This window comes from Pseudomonas sp. NPDC088885, from assembly GCF_044750025.1.
Lineage (GTDB): Bacteria > Pseudomonadota > Gammaproteobacteria > Pseudomonadales > Pseudomonadaceae > Aquipseudomonas > Aquipseudomonas rustica.
In genome coordinates this window covers 1-5,394 of record NZ_JBIVJB010000162.1, presented here as the reverse complement: position 1 = coordinate 5,394, position 5,394 = coordinate 1, and the positions used below count along the sequence as shown (strand labels likewise).

The 5,394-nt window shown below is 59.2% G+C and carries 5 protein-coding genes and 2 pseudogenes; 2 read left to right on the top strand and 5 right to left on the bottom strand.

Annotated elements, in window-relative coordinates; all coding sequences use genetic code 11:
• Positions 1-196: pseudogene (locus tag ACIP1X_RS27555) on the top strand (hypothetical protein); the annotation flags it as partial.
• Here ACIP1X_RS27555 and dsbC read toward each other — a convergent pair.
• The 3 genes and pseudogenes from dsbC to xerD all read right to left on the bottom strand — a co-directional run bounded on the left by dsbC (position 138) and on the right by xerD (position 2,712).
• Positions 138-869: a bifunctional protein-disulfide isomerase/oxidoreductase DsbC gene (gene dsbC / locus ACIP1X_RS27550; protein WP_053117452.1), complete on the bottom strand. Its 732-nt coding sequence runs from the start codon at positions 867-869 to the stop codon at positions 138-140. The pseudogene ACIP1X_RS27555 and the gene dsbC sit on opposite strands and share 59 nt — an antisense overlap.
• A gap of 369 nt (positions 870-1,238) precedes the next feature.
• Positions 1,239-1,355 (bottom strand): annotated as a pseudogene (locus tag ACIP1X_RS27545) (tyrosine-type recombinase/integrase); the annotation flags it as partial.
• 460 nt (positions 1,356-1,815) lie between these two features.
• Positions 1,816-2,712, bottom strand: a complete 897-nt coding sequence (gene xerD / locus ACIP1X_RS27540; protein ID WP_053117450.1) for a site-specific tyrosine recombinase XerD — start codon at positions 2,710-2,712, stop codon at positions 1,816-1,818.
• A gap of 108 nt (positions 2,713-2,820) precedes the next feature.
• On the opposite strand from xerD, the gene ACIP1X_RS27535 reads away from it, so the two are divergent.
• Positions 2,821-4,629, top strand: coding sequence for a cation:proton antiporter (locus ACIP1X_RS27535; RefSeq protein ID WP_400755844.1), 1,809 nt, complete (start codon positions 2,821-2,823; stop codon positions 4,627-4,629).
• Positions 4,630-4,747: 118 nt separating this feature from the next.
• Here the strand turns inward: ACIP1X_RS27535 and ACIP1X_RS27530 are convergent, their stop codons facing one another.
• Positions 4,748-5,161 carry an acyl-CoA thioesterase gene (locus tag ACIP1X_RS27530; RefSeq protein WP_400755843.1) on the bottom strand — a complete coding sequence of 138 codons (414 nt, stop codon included), beginning with the start codon at positions 5,159-5,161 and terminating at the stop codon, positions 4,748-4,750.
• Positions 5,162-5,308: 147 nt separating this feature from the next.
• On the bottom strand, positions 5,309-5,394 hold an 86-nt coding region (locus ACIP1X_RS27525), incomplete at its 5' end, for a 50S ribosomal protein L19 (protein ID WP_400499420.1).

The following is a 5,394-nucleotide window of genomic DNA, read 5'->3' as shown; positions in this document are numbered from 1 at the left end:
ATCCAGTGCGGCTGTTGCGCCTTTGGTGGGTTTGGTCGCGCTGTTCATGCCATCGAGTCTTGGCGACAGTGCGCTGTATACCGACGAGCAGTTGCTGCCGAACCATGATCGTCAGCGGCTGACCGTGACGATGCGAATTACTTCGCGCCCAGCGCCAGTTTGGCGACTTGTGGCGCAGGCTGGTAGCCCGGAATGACTTGTCCGTCGGCCAAAACGATGGCCGGTGTACCGTTCACGCCAATCGACTGACCCAGAGCGAACTGTTTGGAAACCGGGTTCTCGCACTTGGCGGCCTTGATTTCCTTGCCATCGACCATTTTGTCCATGGCGGCTTTCTTGTCTTTCGAGCACCACACGGCTTGCAGTTGCTCGTCACCCGGCGAACCGAGGCCCTGACGCGGGAACGCAACATAGCGCACTTCGATGCCGCGCTTGTTCAGCTCAGGCACTTCGGCGTGCAGCTTGTGGCAGTACGGGCAGGTGGTGTCGGTGAACACGGTGATGTGCGATTTGGTTTCGCCGATGGCCGGGTAGACCACGGTTTCGGCAACCGGAATGGCGTTGACCAGTTTGGAGACGCCCAGGCGTTCGGTTTTCTCGGTCAGGTTGACCGGTTTGCCGTCCTTGAGCTGGAACAGGTAACCCTGAACGATGTACTGGCCATCGGCGCTGGCGTAGAGCACGCGGCTGCCTTTGAGTTTGACTTCGTACATGCCTGGCAACGGGCTGGCATTGATGCTTTCTACCGGAACCTCGAGTTCGAGTTTTTCCAGGCTTTGACGAATCGCTTTGTCGGCCGCGTCATCGGCGACGGCAAAGGTGCTGACCAACGCAATGGCTGCGGCGGCGAAAATCTGGGTCAGACGCATGAGAACTCCTGAAGGCGGACAAATGGAACGATCAGAACGCCCGTGCCGAAACACCGGGTCATAACCGTCCATCGTGCAAACCGGCAAAGCCTAACACATAAGGCCACGGTGGCCGAATGCGCCTGTCGCCATACATTCATGTGTAACTGACACACCCTTCATGCTTGTACAACTGACACACACCCACATTCATCTGACACACATTATTGTGGTGAGGGGATTTATCCCCGCTGGGTTGCGAAGCAGCCCCAAAACCATCCATCGCGATCTTTCAGTCAAAACCGAGGCAGCCGGGTTTGCGACTGCTGCGCAGCCGAACGGGGATAAATCCCCTCGCCACAGGTCAGTGTTCCAAGATTAGGGGATGTGTCAGCCGCGCGGGTGGTGTTTGGCGTGCAGCTCTTGCAGACGGGCGCGGGCGACGTGGGTGTAGATTTGCGTGGTTGAAAGGTCGCTGTGGCCCAGCAGCATCTGCACCACGCGCAACGCATTGCTTCTGCAACTGCTACACCCACATGGGACTGACACACATTATTGTGGTGAGGGGATTTATCCCCGCTGGGTTGCGAAGCAGCCCTAAAACCATCCAACCCGATCCATCAGACAAACCGAGCAAGCCAGGTTTGGGGCCGCTACGCAGCCCGTCGGGGATAAATCCCCTCACCACAGATAAGTATTTCAAACTTTGCGTCGTCGAGAGGTCGCTTTGGCCCAACAACGTCTGCACCACGCGCAACGCATTGCCTCTGCAACTGCTACACCCACATGTAACTGACACACATTATTGTGGTGAGGGGATTTATCCCCGCTGGGTTGCGAAGCAGCCCCAAAACCATCCAACCCGATCCATCAGACAAACCGAGCAAGCCAGGTTTGGGGCCGCTGCGCAGCCCGTCGGGGATAAATCCCCTCACCACAGATAAGTATTTCAAACAAAGGGGATGTGTCAGCCGCGCGGGTGGTGTTTGGCGTGCAGCTCTTGCAGGCGGGCGCGGGCGACGTGGGTGTAGATTTGCGTGGTGGAGAGGTCGCTGTGGCCCAGCAGCATCTGCACCACGCGCAAATCCGCGCCGTGGTTGAGCAGGTGCGTGGCGAACGCATGGCGCAACGTATGCGGCGACAACGACTTGCCAATCCCCGCGACCTTGGCCTGATGCTTGATGCGGTGCCAGAATGTCTGCCGGGTCATCTGCTCGCCGCGCTGACTGGGGAACAGCACATCGCTGGGCCGCCCGCCGAGCAGTTCACCGCGCCCATCGCGCATGTAGCGCTCGACCCAGACAATCGCTTCCTCGCCCATCGGCACCAGCCGCTCCTTACTGCCCTTGCCCATCACCCGCAACACACCCTGACGCAAGTTGACCTGTTCCAGCGTGAGGCTGATTAATTCGGTCACCCGCAGGCCGCAGGCATACAACACTTCAAGCATGGCGCGATCACGCTGACCGATGGCTTCGCTGAGATCCGGCGCCTTCAGCAGCGCTTCCACGTCAGCTTCCGACAACGACTTGGGCAACGGCCGACCCAGCTGCGGCATTTCGACACGTAACGTCGGGTCGACGGAAATCATCTTCTCGCGCAGCAAGTAGCGATAGAAGCCACGTACGCCGGAGAGAAATCTCGCCGTCGAGCGCGGTTTGTAGTTTTGCTCAAGGCGCCAGGCCAGATGATCGAGGATCAATTCGCGACCGGCATTGATCAGCTCCAGATTTTTCTCCTGCACCCAGCCGTTGAACAACGCCAGGTCACTGCGATAGGCGTCACGGGTGTTGTCGGACAGGCCTTTCTCCAGCCATAAAGCGTCGAGGAATTGATCAATCAGCGGGTGGTCAATGGCAGCCATGGGCACTCTGCACGCACAGGCAAAAGCGCTGTACGCAAATAGAAAATGAACAGTAATAATGCGCGCTAGTCTTTCACAGCGCGCCATTTCAAGGAACAGGGAGCTTCAATGAACGAGCAGCAAATCCTATTGGCATTCGGTGGCATCGGTGTCGCCGCATTGGGCTGCCAATGGCTGGCATGGCGCCTGAAGCTGCCGGCGATTCTGTTTCTGCTGGTGACGGGAATTTTGGTCGGGCCGGTATTGGGGCTGCTCGATCCACAAGAGATGTTCGGCCCTTTGCTGATGCCGCTGGTATCGCTGGCGGTGGCGCTGATTCTGTTCGAGGGCAGCCTGACGCTGCACCTGTCGGAATGGAAAGAAATCGGCAGCGTCGTGCATCGTCTGGTGACCATCGGTGCGCTGTCGACCTGGGTCGTCATCGCCGTCGCCACGCACTATCTGCTTGGTTTCGACTGGATGCTGGCCATCCTCTTCGGCAGCCTGACGCTGGTCACCGGCCCGACGGTGATTGTGCCGATGCTGCGCGTAGTGCGGCCGAAATCCTCCATCGCCAACATTCTGCGCTGGGAAGGCATCGTCATCGACCCGATCGGCGCCCTCCTCGCCGTTGTGGTTTATAGCTTCATTATTGCCAGTGCTGAAGGTCATGGGCTCAAGCAGAGTATGTTTACGTTTGGCGGGGTGATTCTGTGTGGCGCGGTGTTCGGCGTTGTCGGTGGCTGGCTGCTGGGGACGGTGATCCGCCGGCAATGGCTGCCGGAGTATCTGCATAACCTCGCGTCGCTGGCGGCGGTGCTGGGGATTTTCATTGCCTCCAACGAGGTGATGCACGAGTCCGGCCTGCTGGCGGTGACGCTGATGGGCATGTGGCTGGCGAATATGAAAGGCGTGGACGTGCGGCACATTCTGCACTTCAAGGAAAACCTCAGCGTGCTGCTGATTTCCGGGTTGTTCATTTTGCTCGCGGCGCGTCTGGATTTGTACGCGTTGATGGGCCTTGGGCCGTTGGTACTGATTTTGTTAGTGGTGATTCAGTTCATCGCCCGACCGCTGAACGTGCTGCTCAGTACCGCCGGTTCGAGCCTGAGCTGGCGCGAGCGTGCGCTGCTGTGCTGGATCGCGCCGCGCGGAATTGTCGCGGCGGCGGTGTCGGCGATTTTTGCGATTCGTCTTCACGAGGCCGGGCATGAAGGGGCGCTGCTGCTGGTGCCGCTGACGTTCGCGGTGATCATCGGCACGGTGGTGCTGCAAAGCGCGACGGCGCGCCCGTTGGCACGTTTGCTTAAGGTGGCCGAGCCGGCGCCGAGCGGCTTCCTGATCGTCGGCGCCAATGGCCCGGCACGCGAGCTGGCCAAGTCGTTGCAGCAATTGGGCAGCCGGGTATTGCTGACCGATTCAAGCTGGGAAAACATTCGTGCCGCACGCATGGAAGGTTTGCCGACGTACTTCGGCAATCCGGCCTCGCAGCATGCCGATGCGCATCTGGATCTGGTCGGGCTGGGGCATTTGCTGGCGCTGTCGCCGTCGGGTGAGCTGAATACCTTGGCGGCGATGCGTTTCCGTCATGACTTCGGGCATCAGCGCTTGTTTGGTTTGGCGAGTGGTCAGGAAAGCCGTCGCAGTGACAAGCACCGGGCGAGTCTTGAGCATCGTGGCAATCAGTTGGGCAGCGAAGCGTTTACCTACGCGAAGCTGGCCAGTCAGATCGGCCAGGGGGGGGAGTTGTACAGCACGACGTTGACGGATGGCTTCAGTTGGGATGATTACCGGGCGCTGCATGGTAATCGCGCGACGTTGCTGTTTATGCGCGATGACAGCGGCTGGGTGCATGTGGTGACGCCGGAGACTGTCGCGAAGCCGGGGTCGGGGTGGACGTTATTGGCGTTGATTCAACCTGAGAGCAGCGGCGCCTGATCTGACGCCTTCGCGAGCAAGCCCGCTCCCACAGTGATCGGTGTGAACACAACAATTGTGTCCGGCACAAACCCTGTGGGAGCGGGCTTGCTCGCGAAGGGCGCGACTCGGTTCCGGATCAGACTGCAAAACCCGGTAGCACCGGCACCGGCCGCTTGTCGTCATCAATCGCGACAAAGCTGAACTGCCCATGAATCGCCTTCTCTCGACCATCACAGCTCATGCTTTCAACAAACACTTCCACCTCAACCTTGAGGCTGGTGTTGCCGACCTTGATCACCTTGCCCACTAACTCAACGATCGAGCCAGCCGGGATCGCGTGGTTGAAGTCGATGCGGTCGGTGGACACGGTCACCAGCGGCAAGCGGCAGAAGCGTGTGGCGGTGATGAACGAGACTTCGTCCATCCACGCCAGCGCCGTGCCGCCGAACAGGGTGTTGTGGTGGTTGGTGGTCGGCGGGAAGACGGCTTTGGTGACGCGGGTCACCGAGAGTTCGGTGCGGCGTTCGATTTCCTGGTCGCGGGTAGACATGTGAAATGACTCGTAAAACGTAGACTGCAAATCGAAAACAGGATCAAAAGATCGCAGCCTTCGGCAGCTCCTACAGGACGGGGGCAGTTTATTACGGCAACAAAAAAGCAGCCCGTAGGCTGCTTTTTTCTGCATCGGAAGCTGGACTTAAGCCAGTTTTTCCTTGATGCGAGCTGCTTTACCCGACAGGTCGCGCAGGTAGTACAGCTTGGCTTTACGTACGTCACCGCGAC